An 18275-nucleotide genomic window follows, 5' to 3' on the forward strand; every position below is an offset into this window, starting at 1 on the left:
TTTATTTTAGTAAAAGGAAGGAAATTATCAGAATCTAACGGAAAGGGACGATTTAATATGAATAACCAACAACTGAAACTGATCCGGTTATACAACGGAATGAGCCAACGAGAGTTTGGCGCACATATTGGCGTTGCAGAATCGACCATAGCGAAGATCGAAAGCCGCTGGCAATCGGTAAGCGAAGTGACTAGGGCAAGGGTCCTGCGAAACTTTGACGTAAGCGATCCGGAGTTTATCACGTTTTGTGATCGCATGGACGTAAGAGCATAAAGTTAGCGGCACTCGTGAGTGCGTAAGCAAGTAGTAACGGTATACAACGAAGATAACCGGGATTGTCAACAATCCAAGGGAAAGGCTATCGCCAGCATTTCGGGGAGACCGCCCTCATTGCTAAACTATTGCCTTTTTCGTACAAGGATATTTACGAAAAGGAATTTACACAGTTAGCGCCCTGAATGGAATGAAGGGCGCAGGGTTTAGGATTTGTAGTAACGATATACAACGTTAAAAAGTGTACTTATTCCTTTTAAGGGTTAGGTCGTATAAACCCCGTCATGACAGCGTTTTGGCAGGATTTTGGGACGATAACTTCCCAAAACCGTTCTAAAAACGATGACAAGTAGCACGGTTCTAAAACGAAAATAAATAGGAGGAACACGATGATTAAAGTAAATGAACGTAAGGAAATAACCGTAATTGATTCGATAATGGGAAGCGGAAAGACGCAATGGGCAATACAACGAATGAACGAAGCTAACCCGCCAGAGAAGTTTATCTATATAACGCCGTTTCTTGACGAAGTGGATCGTATCAAAAAGGACGTTACTAACCGTCAGTTTGTAGAGCCTAATAACGCAAATGATGAGGGACGCAAGTTACGCAGCTTAAAGGACTTGATCGTACAAGGAAAGGACATAGCGTCCACACATTCGTTGTTTAAGACGGCGGACGATGAACTTATTGAATTATTAACAGATAGTGGCTATACGATAATACTTGATGAAGTAATGGACTGTGTTGCGTCGGTAGAAGTGAAACCGTCGGACATACGTAAGCTAGAACGTGCTGGCGACATTGAAATAAACGAAGGCAAGGTTATATGGACGGGCGATCCGCAGGACAATAGTCGTTACATGGATATTCGTTTGGTAGCACAAGCGGGCAACCTTTTCTACTACCGCGGTAAGTTTCTAGTGTGGGCGTTCCCGCCAAGCGTATTTAATGTCGTGGACGATGTAACCGTAATGACTTACCTATTCGATGGCCAAACACAACGATATTACTTTGACTTGTACGGATTCGACTGTAATTATAAAGCGATTAAGCAAGTAGGAGAACGATACGAAATAACGGACCACGTCGTACAGAACGAACGTAGGAAAGAATTGTACGCGTTGATTAATATTTATGACGGCAAGATGAACGACATCGGAGAAAGCAAGAATGCATTAAGTGTAACTAATTTAAAGCGAATAAATAAAATGGCTGACCTTGACTTTATGAAGAAAATTAGGAACAACCTAAGAAACTTTTTCGACCACAAGGTAGGCGCAAAGCGCGAAAATGTTTACTATTCTACCTTGAAAGAGATAGAAGGGATCATTCAGCCTAAAGGTTATAAAGAACCAAAAGTAAAAAAGAGTGACCGGGGCAAGCGTATCAAACCAAAAGTAGTTATACCGCATAATACTAGAGCGACAAACGAATACGCCGACAAGTGGGCGATGGCTTATATATTTAACCGCTATATGAAACAAGATATAAAGGTATTCTTCCAGGACAACGAAGTCAAAGTCAACGACGACCTACTAGCAGTTAGTGACTTATTACAATGGATATACCGATCAAGAATACGCAACGGCGAGCCAGTCGAATTGTATTTACCGTCTAGCCGTATGCGCGGGTTACTCAAACAATGGGCGCATTATGAAATATAAAATCTACTAATCAAACTAAAAAAGGGGAGGTATAACGTGCAAGAGGTCGGAGATTTAGGGAGAGATTCAGGTGCAGGCGCTGTTAGGTTTACGAAACAATTCACGGAAGGTCTAAACGTAAAAGCGCAGGCGGGCATTTGCGCCCGCCCGCTGAAACTAATCCACGCATTGAGCTTGAAAGAGTCATACTGTATAAATTAATTAGAACGAGTTGAACGTTTAAAACTGTGCCAATTAAATGCAAATGTACATCTAAGCTATCATTCAATGACGTTCAGTTGGTTGTTAGAACTCTTAGCTAAATTATTTGTTTAATTTATTCTTTTAGAGTAAATCTTAGAAGCTTATCATCTTCAGCCAATTCAATCACTCTATTACTTAAAATACTCATTAATTCTTCATCATCTTTTTTAATTTGGAAATCATTTACTGAAAGGATAAATTGCTTGTTTTCTTTAATAGCTATATCATTAGAGATTTTTATAATACTCGCGATTTGTCTATTATCTATTCCACCAGAATAACATGAAGAATCATGTACTAGTAATTCAAGTAATGAATTATATTTAAAAACCAAGAGATCAACAATAAGTTTTTTTACCTCTCCAACTCCTTCGCCGCCATCCCCCTTTAAATTTAATTCCATTTTAAAGGGCCTGTTTTTTTGATGCTTTTTTTTAAGCTCTAACGAGAAGAAGGCTGTAACTTGCTCTGTATATATATCTTTAACAGTAGAATAAATGAATTTTTGGTATTTTTGTACTAACTCTTCATACTTGTCAAATTCTTGTTTAACCTCAGTGTATGCATCTGTTAATTTTAATTCTTTTGCTTCTCTATTCTTAATGGCCTCTTCTATGCGAGCCAAATCCCCTTGGTTATATTTCAATTGTTGTAGTTCTAAGCTTTTTGCTTCATATATTTTAATAGCTTCTTGAAATATCTTATTGACAGATATTATTTTAGCTATTTCATCAATCTTTGCTGATCTAAATGTAATCTCGCTCTTTAATTCTTCCTGCTTAATTTGTAATTCTTCTATTTTCATCTGAAGTGTATTTTTTCTATCTATAAACACAGTATTATAGAAATCTTCTACATCTTTAAACCGTTTAATAACCATTTCTGGAATGTCAACTTCAGCTTTTTTAAATAACAAGTTAATTTGAGAGTGTGAAATGTCTACCTGATTAGATTCCTCAATAAATTCTTTTAAACGAATAATTTCTAACTTTACAGATTCAAAACTAGACTTTATTTTCTTTAACTCATAATTCTTATCTGAATAATTTTTCACCAATTCTAGTTTTTCCTCTGAAATTTCAATTGACGAAATCTTTTGATTTAATTTTTTTATTTCTTCTTCTTTTTCTAAAACATTTTGGTTAGTGAGAAATATTTTCTCATTTATTTCTTTGGGTTTTATATCACCAAAAATGCTTGTTACTTCTTTCTCAATTTTTTTAAGATATTTAAGTTTATCTTGGATTTCATAATATTTTCTAGTTAAGTTGGCGAGGTCATATAAACTGAGTAACGAAAAATAGCTTACATAGTCTTCTAGTGTAGGTTCAGGCCTTGAACTAATTATATGACTCTTTTGCTTTATAAAGATTTGCTTATTATACAAATTTCTATCTATGCTAAAGAAACTCTTGTAATCTTTTAAGGAGTTTAATTTACCATTTATTTCCATATCTGAAGATCCTAGTTTTCGAGTAACGTTAAATTCTTCATTTTCATACTTAACTATGGCTATTAACTTCCAACCATTGATTTCTTCTTTTACAACAGTTTTATCTTCATTTGCACCGAAAATATAATCAACAAATTTTAAAAGTAAGGTCTTTCCGATACTGTTTGAGGTTTCCCTGTTTTCATTAGGCTTTGTAATTTTTCCGTAGATGACGGAAGTACCTGTTTCTGAAAAGTTTAGTTTTCTTACTTTCTCACTATTCGGGTTTTCAATTGTGAGATTTAATATTTTCATTAAAAACCATTCCATTCTCGCTATAATTAACCATTCCAACAATATACATAAAATTTATAGTCAATATGAATTTTTGGTATGTTGGTGGATTTTTCAACTTTTTGGTATTAATATATTTCTTTTGAAAGTCTTTCCATATTGTTTCAACCGGAAGGTGTTTTTTACTTAAAACACTAAGAATGAAAGAGCTGATACCTAAGAGACTTTCTGAATTGGAAATATATTTATCAGGTAAAATCACCTTATCACTTCCTCTGTAAAAAATTCATCTTTTTCAAATATATCGCAACGGTCAAATATATATACCACTAACATTTTGCAAGGGGTTATCAGCCCTTGACTAAATTCTGCGTATTCAATAATTTGACTAATAAGCTTTTCATACAATTTTGTTCCTGAAAGTGTTTCTGATAATGTATCGTAGGACGAAATAATATAACTCTTTACTCTATTAAATTTATCTGAATATAATAAGTCCTGATTAATTGTTGAAATCATTTTTTCTACTACATCTAACTGGTTAATCATTTTTTCTATTTCTTCTTTTTTATCATTGAGGTTATTTAAACCAATTTTTTTTCTGAAGAGATTCTATCATAACTCTTATTAGTTTCATTTGAAAATATTTTTTCTTGAACCATACCAGATAGAACGTCTATAACTTCATACATCATCTTTGCACTAATTGCGTTATGATCGATAATTGATCTTACTCTTAATATTGTACTTAAGGATATTAAATCATTAATTTCCATAATCTCTAATATATCTCTTATGTAAGCGACATTTGTAACCTCATATTCAAATTTCTCACCGTACTTTTTTTCTAGTTTCTCACATTCAAGTTTATAATACCTCTCACTATCGTGTGGTAAATTCCGATCAATCGTGTTAACTATAAACACAAATTTTTTCAGTCCTTTTCCCCACTTACCATGAGTGTATATTAAATCAAGCAGCTTGCTAAAGTCCTCTGAAAATTTACTCTGCATATCTTTCCTTAGGCTATTTTTCATTTGCTGCGGAGAATAAATTTGGTAAAAAAGTTGGTCTTCAACAACCCATCCATCGTTTTTATCATCCCCACCAGATGAATTAGGCATTTCATATGTTTTGTTGCAAAAAGTATAATATCTCTTTAAGATTTCTCCAACTTTAACTTGGAAATTTATATCAGTTGTACTTTTTAATTCTAGTACTATCGCCTCTATATAATCATACTTATCCATTCCACTCAAAACTCTTCCCCCCTCATCAAACATAGTTTTTTGTTCGTCTTAGTGCATGGTTTCTTTATCATTTTCCGACAGAAGACTCCCACTTCAAGGAATGTGAAGGGCGTAGCCCAATAAGTAAGTGGGAGATGAATGTCGGTTAGGCGTGAGCCTAAATGCTTTTGCTCTTGATTGTTCAAAACCCGTCATGGTATAATCAGTCTTAATTAGTAGAAAGGTTGATATAACAATGAAATTAGATGGTAATAATCATTCAGTGTTCTTGTTGTATTATCACCTTGTGTTAGTCGTTAAATACCGAAGAAAAGTCATTGATGATACGATTTCTGATTACGCAAAAGAAAAATTTGTATCAATAGGTGAAAAATACAACATTTCCTTAATTGAATGGAATCATGATTATGACCATATTCACATTCTATTTAAGGCACACCCGAACACTGAATTATCAAAGTTCATTAACACTTACAAAAGTGCAAGTTCAAGACTAATCAAAAAGGAATTTCCACAAATAAGGAAACATCTGTGGAAAGAAATGTTTTGGTCAAGAAGTTTTTGCTTGCTGACTACTGGCGGTAGTCCGATCAACGTTGTGAAAAAGTATATTGAAAATCAAGGTTTAAAGTGAGGTGAAATCAATGTTTGTCAACAAAGCATATAAATTTAGAATCTACCCAAGTAAAGAGCAAGAAATTCTAATCGCTAAGACGATTGGTTGCAGTCGTTTTGTATTTAATCACTTTTTAGATAAGTGGAATAGCACATACAAGGAGACGGGTAAAGGCTTAACTTATGGTGCTTGTTCTTCTCAATTAACGAAACTAAAGAAAGAGTTGGTGTGGCTGAAAGAAGTTGACAGCATTGCTGTTCAATCATCACTTAAGAATCTTGCTGATTCGTACTCAAGATTCTTTAAGAAGCAGAATAAATCTCCACGTTTCAAGTCTAAGAAGAACAGAGTGCAGTCTTACACAACAAAACATACTAACGGCAATATTGCGATTATCGACAATAAGATTAAGTTACCTAAACTTGGATTAGTTAAGTTTGCGAAAAGTCGTGAAGTCGATGGTCGCATTCTTAATGCTACTGTTAGACGTAACCCATCAGGTAAATACGTTGTATCTATCCTTGTAGAAACAGAAGTGCATGAGTTACCTAAAACGGATTCTTCTGTGGGTATTGATGTTGGACTGAAAGAGTTTGCTATTCTTTCTGATGGAACAGTGTACAAGAATCATAGATACTTTCGCACATTAGAAAAGAAATTAGCAAAAGCACAGCGTATACTATCAAGACGGCAAAAAGGTTCTTCTAACTGGCATAAACAACGAATTAAGGTCGCACGACTTCACGAAAAAATCACCAACGCACGTAATGACTACTTGCACAAAATCTCTACCGATATTGTCAAAAACCACGACATCATTGGGATTGAAGATTTGCAGGTATCAAATATGCTTAAGAATCATAAGTTGGCGAAAGCCATCAGTGAAGTAAGTTGGTCGCAATTCCGTACGATGCTTGAGTATAAGGCGAATTGGTACGGCAAACAGGTTGTGAAGGTTGCTAAGAACTTCCCATCAAGCCAACTATGTTCATGTTGTGGCTATCGTAATAAAGACGTTAAGAATCTCGCATTGCGTGAATGGACATGTAGAGAATGTGGTGAACATCACGACAGAGATATTAACGCAAGTATAAATCTTAAAAATGAAGCTATAAGGCTTCTAACTGTAGGAACTACAGGGATAGCCTAATCAATAACTGGCGGTTACGCTGGTGTTCTTAGGAATCTCCCACTTCAAACAGACCGCAAGGTCGTTAAGTGGTGAGAGGTTCAATGGAATTGGACTCATAATCAGGAAGATAAGTTAATTTTTAGCTTGAGTATATAATTTCGACAATAAATTCATAAATCCTTCTTTTAAGTCACATAAAATACCCTAGTCATATTCGGACTGGGTTCAGTTATTCTTGTAAGAATCGTATAAGAACGGATATATTCAAACTTATCCGTATGATTCATAGTTAAGCTAACTTTCAAGCTACCTCAAGGCTTTCGCCTATTCATCGACTTGCCGAAAGTTTCTAAACTATGAATCGTAGGTTCGAATCCTGCCAAGGGTATCAAACAATTACTTGACGCTATTTTATCGGCAATTCTTACGATAAGCTATTCGGCAAGCACACATTTTAACCTAATATGTACGAGTAGCCTAAAGTCTCTTTTCCATTCTAATAACGGGAAGGAGGCTTTTTTACGTTGGCTAACCGAAAAGGTAGACCGTTTGTTAAACGCGCACGGCTTCAAAAGTATATTCACCGGCAACAGCGTCAATTTATCGCTAGAGGAACGCTAGAGTACGTTAATTCCTATAAGCAGTCGAAGGTATGCGCCAAAGGACATTGGACCAGTATCGTCTCTTTTATTTGGCTATTTACAACGTGGCTAGGTGAAAGCTATTCGGACATATACCACATAAACGAAATTACTAGCGGACATATTCGCCAGTCTTTTATTTATTTGTCAGAGGAACAACACAACCAATGTAGGCAGGAATACGGGCTATCACTCTATACGGTAAACATTCGGATTAGGTTGCTAAAATTGTACTTTACAGCATTGCATAAAGAGGAAGTTATCGACATGAATCCAACTGCGACTATAAAACTAATGAAAGTTGAAGAGGATAACTTCGAACCTCGACTTTTTCTAAATTCATTCGATATTCTGAATAATTGTGTTAAAATAAATATATGGAGATTGTAAGGGAAGGGATTGTTCTTAAACTAACGTGAGAGGGTTTACTGGAATAAGAACTAGTATAATATTGATAAGAAAATTTTGTACATTCAATTATAGGTGATTTTCTTGCGTTTAGATTTAGGGGGAATTTTAATGAATAATGAAAGCAGAAGTGAAGTATTAAATAAAGCATTAGCATTCGTTAAAGAACATGAAAATGATCGTGATGAAAAACAACAAGCTCAAATGTGGGTTAGAGATTTCTTAGAAGCATTTGGAGTACCATACCAAAAGATTAAGTTAGGTTTCGAATGGCGTGTAAATATCGATGGGAACACTAAATTTGTTGACCACTTGATAAACGGAACCTTACTTATAGAAATGAAGTCTAGGGACAAAGACTTAGATAAAGCGAAGTCACAAGCCTATCGTTATGTGATGAATTTATCCAATGAGGACTTACCAAGATATGTAATGATTTCTAATTTTAAGCGTATCCGACTATATGACCTTTCTAGTGATGGTACATGGGATTTTCTTATAACAGACTTACCGAAATATATTGATCTATTTGGATTTTTAGTAGGGAAGCAAATAAACGTAGCTATTCCAAAGAACCCTGTGAATGAGAAAGCAGCTAAGATGATGGAAACTCTTCACAAGAAATTACTAGAATCTAAGTATCCGCGGAACTTTGCAGATCTACTTATGACTCGCATTGTATTCTGTTTGTTCGCTGATGATAGTGGCATTTTCAAACAGGATCAGTTTACCAATTACTTGAGGAACGAAACAAGAGAAGATGGAAGTGATCTTGTTGACAGATTAGCTGTCCTTTTTCAAGTATTAAATACAACAGAAGATGAACGTTTTCAAGCTGATGTGTTAAAAAACTTTCCTTATATAAATGGTGGTTTATTTGAACATCCACAACTTACAGGGTTACCGTTAACCAAAGAAATCCGAACGCACTTGATTGAAACTTCAGAACTTGATTGGAGTCGAATTTCACCAGTAATCTTTGGTTCCATGTTTGAAGCAGCTATGGATGATACACGGAGGCATAATCTAGGAGCACATTACACGTCTGAAATCAATATTATGAAGGTTATTGATAGTTTGTTCTTGGAAGATTTGAAAGAGGAATTTGAGCATATACGCAAATTGAAGCATGGTCGAGATAGACGATTATTAGAGTTTCATGATAAATTATCTAACTTGAAATTTTTGGACCCAGCTTGTGGTTCAGGGAATTTTCTTATCGTTGCATATCGTGAGTTAAGAAGATTAGAGCATGAGGTTATTGATGAGATTCTCCATGGACAAGCCGTGTTTGATATTGGTGAATTGATTAAGGTTGAGGTAGCACAGTTTTACGGACTAGAGGTTGTTCCTTATGCTGTTTCTATTGCTAAAGTTGGATTATGGCTTATGGATCATTTGATGAATCGTGAAGCCAGTGAATTATTTGGGAGATTATTCTTACGACTACCACTACATGCGGGGGCAAATGTTGTAAATGCCGATGCATTGCAAGTCGATTGGCAAGAAATAGTTACAACGGGTGAATTGAATTACATTTTAGGGAATCCTCCGTTTTTAGGGGCAAAAAAAATGTCTAAAGAAAGCAAGCAGATATTAAAGGAAGTCGCGCCTAAAATGAAAGGAATTTCAAATCTAGACTTTGTAGCTGGTTGGTTTATTAAAGCAGCTAGATTAATGCAGGAAAATCAAAATATAAAATCTTCTTTAGTTTCAACAAATTCAATTTCACAGGGGATTCAAGCAACATTGTTATGGCGAGAGTTGCGTACTATGAATATAAATATAAATTTTGCTCACCAGACGTTTAGTTGGAATAATGAGGCAAATGTTATGGTGGTTATAATTGGTTTTTCAACGCAAAATCAAAAAGAAAAAACTTTATTTACCTATACAAACAAGAAAGGTAATCCTAATAAGAATGTTGTAAGTTCTATTAATGAATATTTGATTGATGAACCATTTTTATTAATAGACCCTAATACTAGAAAACAAATTTCGGGCTATCCACCAATGACTTTAGGAAGTCTTCCATTAGATAATCAGCAATACATACTCTTGGAAGATGAAAAAAATGAAATTATCAAAAAGTACCCTGAGATGGTAAATTATATTCACCCTTATTTCGGTAGTCAAGAACTACTAGAACCTAATAAGTATAAGAGATTTATTATTTATGCTAAAGATATTCCGTTTAACCGACTAATGAAAATGCTTGAGATACAAAAACGTGTAGAAAACGTTAAGAGGTTTAGATCAACTGTTGCTCAAGAAGATAGAAAATTAAGCAAAACACCTTTGTTATTTAAGCGTGATAGGTACTGGAAACAAAAAGTACTGATTGTTCCTAGAACAAGTTCTGGCGGAAGAGAGTATGTTCCAATGGGATATTATGATGAAAATGTAATTGTTAGTGATGCGGCTTATCAAGTTGCAGATGCTTCTTTGTTATTATTTGGCTTCTTAGAATCTAAGATGCACACCAGATGGATTAATCTTGTTTCAGGGAAACTTAAGGGAGACTTTAGGTACTCTAATACTCTTTGTTATAACACATTTCCGTTTCCACCTATTAATAGCAAAAATAAAATAAGGGTTGAAAATATATCAAAACAAATATTAGATACAAGAGAAAAATACTTCAATGAGGGAAATAGCCTTCGTGACCTATATGGTAAGATTATGCCAACTGATTTATTGTTGTTACATGAAAAATTGGATAAAGTAATCGAAACATTATACAGGAAAAAGGCATTCAATTCAGATGAGGAAAGAGTAAAGCACTTAATCAAGGTATATCAAAAAGAAGTTTACAAAGGGTGAAAAAGCGTACGAGAGAAATAAGAAAGAAGACTAGCGGTCAAGTATTCATTGTTTAGTACACGGCGGGCAGTTTTAACTACTTGTCCGTCTTTTGTGCAAAATTAACCGGTATAATATAGGAAGAAAAAGGAATGACATTAAGTTTTATAAATATACATACAAATAACGGTTGCAATAACGGTATAAGTTGGGTAATATGTAGGTAACGTAATTAGTCGCTAGGAAAGATCGTTATAAACAATCGTTATGAACATTAACAATCGTCGATAATATAAGCAAAGTGCCGGCACACTAACGATAAACTGCCGTTAAACATACCGTAAACGTGTACGCCTACTTTAGCATCGATAATCCGAACGCTATGGTTAGCTGTGGTTGTGGATCATCGTTTAAAGCGAAAGATCGCGCGGGCGCACCGGAAAAATGTTAGCCTGATTTTGGATACTGGAACGCTCACCTGGTGGGTGTTCTACTTTTTTTGCAGAAAATCCAGAAACAAAAAAGCCTGTGTATTGTGCACAGGCTGTAATTTTTATACTAAAACATACTAGTTGAATGCTTTGGTTGCAAGCGTGCTTTTGGATCAATGTATGACTTAGCGTTATTGATGGCTGTTGGACCTTCACCAAAACCGGTTGCAATTAATTTAACTTTACCAAGATACGTACAAATATCACCAGCTGCATAAATGCCCTGAATATTTGTTTCCATTTTAGAGTTAACAACAATACTATTCTTTTCGATTTCAAGTCCCCAATCCTTAATAGGTCCTAAGGAAGAAACAAAGCCATAGTTACACAATAAAGTATCAACATGTAAAGTGATTTCCTTATCCCCTTTAACTTCTTGAAGGACAAGCTGTTCAATTCGTTCTTCCCCTATAACTTCTGCTGGGGCAAAGGGAGTGACGACATTGACACTTGATGCCATCAATTTCTCTACACTGTGTTCATGTGCTCTAAATTTATCACGGCGGTGTACGAGTGTTACACTTTTTGCTATTGGTTCTAACATAAGCGCCCAATCCACAGCAGAGTCTCCTCCACCAAGTAGAACAACATCCTGACCAGCATAATGACTCATTTCTTTTACATGATAATGTAGGTTTATACCTTCAAATTTTTCAGAATTATCAAGATTGAGGCGGCGTGGTTGGAAAGCACCGTTTCCAGCTGTGACAATAATTGTCTTGGAATAGTGAACTTCCTTATTAGTTGTCAACTTAAATGTATTGTCTTCTAATCGTTCGACCTTTTCAATTTCTTGTTCCAATACAATAGATGGATCAAACATGTTCGCTTGTTCTTCAAGGTTGTCCACTAATTCCTGGGCCCTGACTTTCGGAAATCCAGCAATATCATATATATATTTTTCAGGGTAAAGGGCAGTTAGTTGCCCTCCCGTGTGTGGAAGGCTCTCTATAATTTTGACGCTTGCTTGTCTCATTCCACCATAAAAGGCTGTAAATAACCCTACTGGGCCTGCTCCAACTATTGTCACATCGTAAATATTTTCGGACATGGTTAATTCCCCCAATTTAGCTGTTTCTTTTTCCCATCATGCTTATATTATCATAAACTTAGTGTTTTGTTTATTTTTAACTTCAATAACGTTAAGATTACGAAAATATTAAATTTTATAACATAAAAATAAAGGTTGAAAGTGTAGATGAAAAGAGCTACTATTATTTTTAGGCATTATATTACATTTGTGTGACAAATTAAAAATATCTTTTAACCCTTTTTTTTGTACTAATACGTGAAATATGTCACATACATTTATAATAATAATACAGAAGTGTAACGAAATTATACAGATGGAAGTGATGAGAGAGATGAAGAATCCGAGTATAGTAATTTTGGGTGCAGGGTACGGTGGAATGATGACTACTGTAAATCTACAGAAGTCTTTAGGGGTGAATCAAGCTAATATTACGTTAGTTAACAAGCATGATTATCACTATCAAACAACATGGTTGCATGAAAATGCTGCAGGTACACTGCATCATGACCGAACACGTATTGAAATAAAAGAAGTAGTTAACATGAATAAAGTTAACTTTGTAAAGGATACGGTTGTTTCCATAAAACCTGACGAGAAAAAGGTTAAACTAAAAAACGGTGAGCTTTCCTATGATTACCTGGTAATTGCTTTAGGTTTTGAAGCAGCAACTTTTGGAATTCCAGGACTTGATGAACATGCTTTCAAAATAGGAAGCATCAATAGTGCGCGTTTAATAAAAGAGCACATTGAATACAATTTTGCAAAATATAATAATGAAAAACATCCGAATGATGCGCGTCTGAATATAGTTGTTGGTGGTGGTGGTTTCACAGGAATTGAGTTTGCAGGTGAGTTAGCCAACCGTATACCAGAGTTGTGTAAGGAATATGATATTGATAAACACAAAGTACGCGTTATTACGATAGAAGGTGCGCCAACTGTACTGCCAGGATTTGATCCAGATCTCGTAGAATATGCAATGAATTCTTTAGAAGCCCGTGGGATAGAAATAAAAACAGGTGCATTATTAAAAGAGTGTAAAGCAGACAGCATTGTAATTGAAAAGGATGGCAAGCTGGAAGAAATTCCTACAATGACAACTGTGTGGGCTGCTGGAGTCCGTGCTAATTCAATCGTTGAGGCATCCGGATTCGAAACAAATCGTGGGAAAATAGAAGTGCGGAGCGATATGCGAGCTCCCGATTATGACAATGTTTTTGTTGTAGGTGACTGTGCTTTAATAATGAATAAAGAAAGTGGACGACCATTTCCTCCAACTGCCCAAATCGCAATTCAAATGGCAGGTGCTGTTGCGCATAACGTGAAAGCCGTTGCGATGGGAAGTAGTGGATTGGAAAGTTTTGAACCAAAAATTTTGGGCACTGTAGCATCATTAGGACACGACGACGCAATTGGTGTAATTCTAAATGACCGTAAATTATTTGGTTGGAAAGCTACCGTAATGAAAAAGATTATTGATAACCGCTACCTGTTAAAATTGGGTGGGCCTGGTTTATTATTTAAAAAAGGAAAATTTAATATTTTTTATTAAATTCTTATCCGAGCAAAGGCAAAGTTGCTGCCTTTGCTTTTTTGATGTTTTCCTATAAAATATAACTTGTGTTAAAGATTGTACGAGGGAGGATTCATAAGTGATTCCATCAGTTGTTCAAATTATAATGTCAGTTTTACTATATTTGGTGATTTTTTTCGGACTAGCTTTTATTCTTAATATGCTGTTACGAAAGACTTGGTTAATGGCTTGTATATATCCAATTATTGTATTATTAATAGTTGACGATATAGCAATGACCGCCTATTTTACAGACTTGCCTAATTCAGTTTCTATAGCATTTACCAAACTAATGGAAATTACTCCAGTTGATATAATTATCTTAAGTTCTGGTTTAGCAGGCACGATTATATCTGGGGTAGTTATTAAGTTTTTAAGGAAAAGCGGGTATCAAATGTTTTAATTAAAATGAATAAAAAGCAAATAGAATGGAAATGATGACATGCAGTGAGGTGTTATCAATGAAAACAAAAGCTTTTATTCGGAGAAGTCTAATGGTTTTATTATTTTTTGGGGCAATCTACGGCACCCTTTCATCCATTTCAAACGTAACAATAAAGGATGTTCATGTATGGGCGGAACAGGAGTCTAATAAAGCATCGTCTTTCAATGGTAGTTCCTTGAAACTGAGAGATATAGCTTTAGAGGAAAAGAAGTTGAATTTTGAAAAGGAACAAAAAAGATATATCTCCAGTGAACAAATAGAAGGACCAAAAACCATTGCTGAGGCGATGAATCTTGAACAGTACCCAACTACAACATTGCTTGCAACAGGATATACCGCTGGGTTTGAATCGACTGGTAAAACGCCCGATCATCCTGAATATGGTATTACGTATTCCGGAGTTCAGGTAAAAAGAGATTTATATTCTACTATAGCAGCAGACTTAGACGTATACCCTATTGGTACGATTATGCATATACCAGGATATGGTTTTGGTGTAGTTGCTGATAAGGGAAGTGCTATTAATGGGCATAAAATAGATCTTTTTTACCAAACAGTTGAAGATGTCTATGAAAAGTGGGGCAAGAAAAACGTAAAGGTTCGTATTGTTGAAATGGGTGATGGTTCAATAACAGAAGAAGAATTAGTAGAACTAAACAATAACGAAGTATTGCAAGTCTTTCGTGAAAAACTAATTAAGAGTTAATTAAAAAAGTGTAGGCCCATTAAAGGTGCCTACACTTTTTTAATAGATTAGATAAAGAAGAAAAGCGATACCAATACCTGATACACCGCCAAAAAACACTTCAATTGGCTGGTGACCAAGAAGTTCTTTTAATTCTTTACGTTTTTCAAATTCTTCTTTTTTGTTCCAATCCTTTGCACCCTCAACAAAATGATTAAAGTCCTTCATTAATTGATTTAGAAGTACCGCTTGCTCTCCTGCCTGCCTGCGAACACCTGAAGCGTCAAACATGATAATGATACTGAATACACACGCAACAGCGAAAATTGTTGATGTTACGCCGTCAACTATTCCGATACCAGTTGACAAAGCGGCTACAGCTGCTGAATGACTGCTGGGCATACCACCCGTACTAAAAGCGAGTTCAGGCTTGAATTCTCTCGTTACAATAAAACGTATTGGAATTTTAACGACTTGTGCAAAGATGATTGCTGTTAATGCAGCCCATAAAGGAAAATTTAAAAATAAGTCCATGAATGGATTGTCATCCTTTCTGTGCTATTTACATATTTTAATGACAGTCTATGTTCACTAATTTAATTATATCGGTAATTTTATCATATGAGGTTGTAATAATCATGTATTTACTTTTGTGGAAACAAAAAAATCGTTCTACATGTGCAGAACGATTTGTAATTCAAATTTATATTTTTGCTCTCTGGGCTGTCCATTTCATTGGCACACGTTTTGACAATGTTACCATGAAAACTGCCGCTAGACATGCTAGCACTGTATCCTTCACAATAAATGGTATCATGCTAACCCATGCAACAGAATAAGAGATGTCTAGAGATAACCATGTGTTCATTGCTAGGTACATATAAGAGACACCAATTGAATAATTCATAATTAAACCGACCAAAGCCGCGATTGTATAAATAGGAACGGAAGGCTTTTTACTTGCTTCTGAAATCCACCCTACAAAAAACGCTATAAATATAAATGATAGGATGAAACCGCCGGTAGGACTTACTATTGCCATTGGACCTGCACTGAAATTCGCAAAAACAGGAACACCAGCCATTCCAACTAAAATGTATGTAAGCATTGAAATAGAACCTAGTTTCTTACCAAGCATTAATCCAGCTAATATTGCAAAAAACGTTTGTAAAGATATTGGAACGGTTGCCCCTCCAATAGGAACTGCAAGCATTGGGAACCAAACTGTTATGTTAGCACCTATAGCCATTAAACAAACAAATACTGCTCCAAATGTTAGATCGACAGTACGTAATTTATTCATATATAATTCCACCTTTCCTCATTATAATAAACAGGAAAGCTTTTATTGTCAACTAGTTTTTATTTTAGTTTACAATAAAAATAAAAAATAAAAACTAGCCAGTGGACTAAAAGACCACCGGCTAATTTTATCTAATCGCAGCTTCCAATGCAACAATCATCATTTCATTAAACGTAGTTTGGCGTTCCTCCGAAGAAGTTTCTTCACCAGTGAGTATATGGTCAGAAACTGTCAGTACAGATAATGCCTGACGGTCATATTTAGCAGCAAGTGTATATAAAGCTGATGTTTCCATCTCGATTGCTAAAACTTTATACCTTGCAAGTAAGTCGTTTAATTCTGCTGCATTGTCTCGATAAAAGGTATCACTTGTAAACACATTACCAACGCGTAGATTCATTCCCTTATCGTTTCCAATGTCATATGCAGTTTTTAATAAATCAAAATCAGCTAGTGGAGCATAATCTATCCCATCAAACACCATACGGTTTATTTGAGAGTCGGTTGTTGCACCTTGTGCCAAGATTACATCACGAACTTTTACATCCTTTTGAATGGCTCCACAAGTTCCTACACGAATTAATTTTTGAACATCGTAACTTTGGATTAACTCATTAACGTAGATGGATATCGAAGGGACTCCCATTCCTGTGCCCTGAACCGATACACGCTCACCTTTATATGTGCCAGTAAAACCGTACATACCACGAACCTCATTATATTGTGAAACATTTTCTAAAAATGTATCTGCAATATACTTTGCCCGTAAAGGATCCCCAGGCAACAAAATCTTATCAGCTACTTCATTTTTATTAGCGCCTATATGCACACTCATATACTTTCCTCCAATAAACAGGTCTCTATTACAAAATAACGGTACCACATCAGAATATGAAAAACAAATGAATTGTAAATTAGAAGGGTCCCTTGATGGTGCCTGGCACATTATCCATTTTTTCCCACCGATTTTATTTATGTGGGCTTTGTTCTTTCATTCAACCATGAAATTGTATATAATATAATTAGTTTACTTCTGTACATAATGAATGTAAATTTAATGATTGTAGTGAGTAAGGAAAGGATGAGATAAAATGAAAGAACAAACATTTACAATTACAGCAGACACTGGTGTTCATGCACGTCCTGCAACGCTATTGGTAAATAAAGCTGGCCAATACGAATCTGAGGTTGAGGTTAGCTATAACGGTAAAACGGTTAATTTAAAATCGATTATGGGTGTTATGTCCTTAGGAGTTCCAAAGGACGCAGAAATTAAAGTCACTGCTACTGGCGGAGATGAAGAAGAAGCATTAGCAGGTGTTGCGGAAGTTATCAAAGAACATCTAGGTGAATAACATGTAGAAAGCTAGAGCTAAAAAAACTCTAGCTTTTTATTATACTGATAGGAAAGTTAAATATTTAGAGATTTTTCCATTAAATCTTTGGGGAAAGCTAAGTATCCTAATAAAATAACTAGTCAGAGGTGAAAAATATGAAGATCACCGTATCACAATTACCAGGTATAGGACAGAAGATTTCCATGAAGACAGCAGAGGACGATATGCTTGTCATTATTGTTCATCATACAGGTAAAAGAGAGTTGTACTTCTTTGAGGATAGTGACAGTGAAGAAGCAGATTTCGCAATGGACTTAACCCCAGAGGAAACTAGAGAGTTGGCAGCTCAGTTACTGGGAGCAACCTACCAGCCTGCGGATATTGAAAAAATGCGTATGTTTAAACGACAAATTATTGTTGACTATATAAAAATAAAAGAAAAGTCATCACTTGTTGATAAAACTATAGAAGAATCTGACGTTAGAAATAAAACCGGCGCAACTATAATAGGAATTGTTCATGGTGATGATGCTATTGCAATACCGGAAACTGATACGACATTAAAACCAGGAGATATTTTAATGTCGATTGGTAAAGAAGAGCAGATTTCTTCTCTATCAAAGCTTTGTCAGGGAGAGGAATAAAGTTGG

20 protein-coding genes and 1 pseudogene are annotated in these 18275 nt (G+C 35.3%); 13 read left to right on the plus strand and 8 right to left on the minus strand.

From position 1 onward, the window contains the following. Window positions 1-57 precede the first annotated feature (57 nt). The 3 genes from ACOI1D_RS02330 to ACOI1D_RS02340 all read left to right on the plus strand — a co-directional run bounded on the left by ACOI1D_RS02330 (window position 58) and on the right by ACOI1D_RS02340 (window position 2141). Window positions 58-273: a helix-turn-helix domain-containing protein gene (locus ACOI1D_RS02330; protein WP_422498930.1), complete on the plus strand. Its 216-nt coding sequence runs from the start codon at window positions 58-60 to the stop codon at window positions 271-273. 389 nt (window positions 274-662) lie between these two features. Next, entirely contained in the window at window positions 663-1940 is a 1278-nt protein-coding gene (locus tag ACOI1D_RS02335) for a hypothetical protein (RefSeq protein WP_422498931.1), read from the plus strand. Window positions 1941-1976: 36 nt separating this feature from the next. Beyond that, a complete protein-coding gene (locus ACOI1D_RS02340; RefSeq protein ID WP_422498933.1) occupies window positions 1977-2141 on the plus strand; it encodes a hypothetical protein in 165 nt (54 codons plus the stop codon). Between the two features lie 115 nt (window positions 2142-2256). Here ACOI1D_RS02340 and ACOI1D_RS02345 read toward each other — a convergent pair whose 3' ends face one another. From ACOI1D_RS02345 to ACOI1D_RS02360, 4 genes are read right to left on the minus strand one after another with little or no spacing between them, the layout of a single operon-like run. After that, window positions 2257-3945, minus strand: coding sequence for a DUF2326 domain-containing protein (locus ACOI1D_RS02345; protein WP_422498934.1), 1689 nt, complete (start codon window positions 3943-3945; stop codon window positions 2257-2259). After that, window positions 3905-4171 carry an ABC-three component system middle component 6 gene (locus ACOI1D_RS02350; protein ID WP_422498935.1) on the minus strand — a complete coding sequence of 89 codons (267 nt, stop codon included), beginning with the start codon at window positions 4169-4171 and terminating at the stop codon, window positions 3905-3907. The genes ACOI1D_RS02345 and ACOI1D_RS02350 overlap by 41 nt, the downstream gene beginning before the upstream one ends. Further along, window positions 4168-4458 carry a hypothetical protein gene (locus ACOI1D_RS02355; RefSeq protein ID WP_422498936.1) on the minus strand — a complete coding sequence of 97 codons (291 nt, stop codon included), beginning with the start codon at window positions 4456-4458 and terminating at the stop codon, window positions 4168-4170. Before ACOI1D_RS02355 ends, ACOI1D_RS02350 begins: the two co-directional genes overlap by 4 nt. Before the next feature lie 35 nt (window positions 4459-4493). Next, the gene (locus ACOI1D_RS02360) at window positions 4494-5168 is read right to left on the minus strand and encodes a hypothetical protein (RefSeq protein WP_422498937.1); all 675 of its coding nucleotides are present in this window, start codon (window positions 5166-5168) and stop codon (window positions 4494-4496) included. 226 nt (window positions 5169-5394) lie between these two features. Here ACOI1D_RS02360 and tnpA point away from each other — a divergent pair, with 226 nt between their 5' ends. From tnpA to ACOI1D_RS02385, 5 genes and pseudogenes are all read left to right on the plus strand, one after another. Then, the gene (tnpA, locus tag ACOI1D_RS02365) at window positions 5395-5793 is read left to right on the plus strand and encodes an IS200/IS605 family transposase (protein ID WP_422498938.1); all 399 of its coding nucleotides are present in this window, start codon (window positions 5395-5397) and stop codon (window positions 5791-5793) included. 10 nt (window positions 5794-5803) lie between these two features. Next, complete coding sequence (gene tnpB / locus ACOI1D_RS02370; RefSeq protein WP_422498939.1) at window positions 5804-6925, plus strand: IS200/IS605 family element RNA-guided endonuclease TnpB; 1122 nt, start codon at window positions 5804-5806, stop codon at window positions 6923-6925. A 506-nt stretch (window positions 6926-7431) separates the two neighbouring features. Then, window positions 7432-7938 (plus strand): hypothetical protein, encoded by a 507-nt coding sequence (locus tag ACOI1D_RS02375; protein WP_422498940.1) that lies wholly within the window; start codon window positions 7432-7434, stop codon window positions 7936-7938. A gap of 129 nt (window positions 7939-8067) precedes the next feature. Continuing rightward, window positions 8068-10779 (plus strand): DNA methyltransferase, encoded by a 2712-nt coding sequence (locus ACOI1D_RS02380; RefSeq protein WP_422498941.1) that lies wholly within the window; start codon window positions 8068-8070, stop codon window positions 10777-10779. 337 nt (window positions 10780-11116) lie between these two features. Continuing rightward, a pseudogene (locus ACOI1D_RS02385) lies at window positions 11117-11209 on the plus strand (iron-sulfur cluster assembly accessory protein); the annotation flags it as partial. A 107-nt stretch (window positions 11210-11316) separates the two neighbouring features. Here ACOI1D_RS02385 and ACOI1D_RS02390 read toward each other — a convergent pair. Beyond that, the gene (locus ACOI1D_RS02390) at window positions 11317-12300 is read right to left on the minus strand and encodes an NAD(P)/FAD-dependent oxidoreductase (protein ID WP_422498942.1); all 984 of its coding nucleotides are present in this window, start codon (window positions 12298-12300) and stop codon (window positions 11317-11319) included. Between the two features lie 313 nt (window positions 12301-12613). Between ACOI1D_RS02390 and ACOI1D_RS02395 the strand changes: the two genes are divergently transcribed. The 3 genes from ACOI1D_RS02395 (at window position 12614) to ACOI1D_RS02405 (ending at window position 15006) form a co-directional block, all read left to right on the plus strand. After that, the gene (locus tag ACOI1D_RS02395) at window positions 12614-13834 is read left to right on the plus strand and encodes an NAD(P)/FAD-dependent oxidoreductase (RefSeq protein WP_422499009.1); all 1221 of its coding nucleotides are present in this window, start codon (window positions 12614-12616) and stop codon (window positions 13832-13834) included. A gap of 127 nt (window positions 13835-13961) precedes the next feature. Then, on the plus strand, window positions 13962-14258 hold the full coding sequence (locus ACOI1D_RS02400; protein WP_422499011.1) for a YuiB family protein: 297 nt from the start codon (window positions 13962-13964) through the stop codon (window positions 14256-14258). 58 nt (window positions 14259-14316) lie between these two features. Continuing rightward, window positions 14317-15006, plus strand: coding sequence for a 3D domain-containing protein (locus tag ACOI1D_RS02405; RefSeq protein WP_422498943.1), 690 nt, complete (start codon window positions 14317-14319; stop codon window positions 15004-15006). 39 nt (window positions 15007-15045) lie between these two features. Here the strand turns inward: ACOI1D_RS02405 and ACOI1D_RS02410 are convergent, their stop codons facing one another. The 3 genes from ACOI1D_RS02410 to deoD form a co-directional block, all read right to left on the minus strand. Continuing rightward, window positions 15046-15519, minus strand: a complete 474-nt coding sequence (locus ACOI1D_RS02410; protein WP_422498944.1) for a divergent PAP2 family protein — start codon at window positions 15517-15519, stop codon at window positions 15046-15048. A gap of 169 nt (window positions 15520-15688) precedes the next feature. Then, window positions 15689-16288, minus strand: a complete 600-nt coding sequence (locus ACOI1D_RS02415) for a biotin transporter BioY (protein ID WP_422498945.1) — start codon at window positions 16286-16288, stop codon at window positions 15689-15691. A 127-nt stretch (window positions 16289-16415) separates the two neighbouring features. Next, complete coding sequence (deoD, locus tag ACOI1D_RS02420) at window positions 16416-17123, minus strand: purine-nucleoside phosphorylase (RefSeq protein WP_422498947.1); 708 nt, start codon at window positions 17121-17123, stop codon at window positions 16416-16418. A gap of 256 nt (window positions 17124-17379) precedes the next feature. Between deoD and ACOI1D_RS02425 the strand changes: the two genes are divergently transcribed. Both ACOI1D_RS02425 and ACOI1D_RS02430 read left to right on the plus strand, forming a co-directional pair. Beyond that, entirely contained in the window at window positions 17380-17643 is a 264-nt protein-coding gene (locus ACOI1D_RS02425; RefSeq protein WP_422498948.1) for a phosphocarrier protein HPr, read from the plus strand. A 137-nt stretch (window positions 17644-17780) separates the two neighbouring features. Further along, window positions 17781-18269 (plus strand): cation:proton antiporter regulatory subunit, encoded by a 489-nt coding sequence (locus tag ACOI1D_RS02430; RefSeq protein WP_422498950.1) that lies wholly within the window; start codon window positions 17781-17783, stop codon window positions 18267-18269. Window positions 18270-18275 lie beyond the last annotated feature (6 nt).

Origin of the sequence: Virgibacillus sp. DJP39 (assembly GCF_049310925.1) — a bacterium.
In the GTDB taxonomy this organism is placed as follows: domain Bacteria; phylum Bacillota; class Bacilli; order Bacillales; family Amphibacillaceae; genus Virgibacillus_F.